General features: G+C 60.4%; 1 protein-coding gene. It reads right to left on the bottom strand.

The annotated features are described in order from the left end of the window. Nucleotides 1-714, bottom strand: a 714-nt coding sequence (locus tag DBR24_RS10540; protein WP_128614699.1) for an MFS transporter, incomplete at both ends; no start/stop codon positions are given.

Below are 714 nucleotides of genomic sequence, written 5' to 3'. Positions count from 1 at the left end.
ACGCCGCACCAATCCCGCCAAACCCGAACATCAAACCAAAAAAGATCCCGGCGATCATCCCGACATTGCCTGGCACCAGCTCCTGCGCGTACACCACAATCGCCGAGAACGCCGAGGCGAGGATGAAGCCGATGATCACGCTGAGAATGGTGGTCCAGAACAGATCGACGTGGGGCATGAGCAGCGTGAACGGTGCCACACCGAGGATCGAGAACCAGATCACCGCCTTCCGCCCGATCCTGTCGCCGATCGGCCCGCCGAAGAACGTACCCGCCGCCACCGCACCAAGAAACAGGAACAGGTGCAACTGCGAACTGGCCACCGACAGGTCGAACTTTTCGATCAGGTAAAACGTGAAGTAACTGGTCAGGCTGGCCATGTAGAAATACTTGGAGAACACCAACAGCCCCAGCACTACCAACGCACTGGTCACCCTGCCCTTCGACAGCCCATGAGTCGCCGCCTGGCCGGCCTTGAGTTTGAACAGGTTCAGGTGATGGGCATACCAGCGACTGATGCGGTACAGCACGAACAGCGCAAATACCGCGAACAGACCGAACCACGCGACGTTGCCCTGACCGAACGGAATGATGATCGCCGCCGCCAGCAACGGGCCGAAAGCGGAACCGGCATTACCGCCCACCTGGAAAGTCGATTGCGCCAGACCAAAGCGCCCACCCGAAGCCAGTCGCGCAATCCGCGAGGCCTCGGGGT

The sequence above is a fragment of the Pseudomonas sp. HMWF006 genome (assembly GCF_003061205.1).
Lineage (GTDB): Bacteria > Pseudomonadota > Gammaproteobacteria > Pseudomonadales > Pseudomonadaceae > Aquipseudomonas > Aquipseudomonas monsensis.
This window is presented reverse-complemented; position numbering and strand designations above follow the sequence as displayed.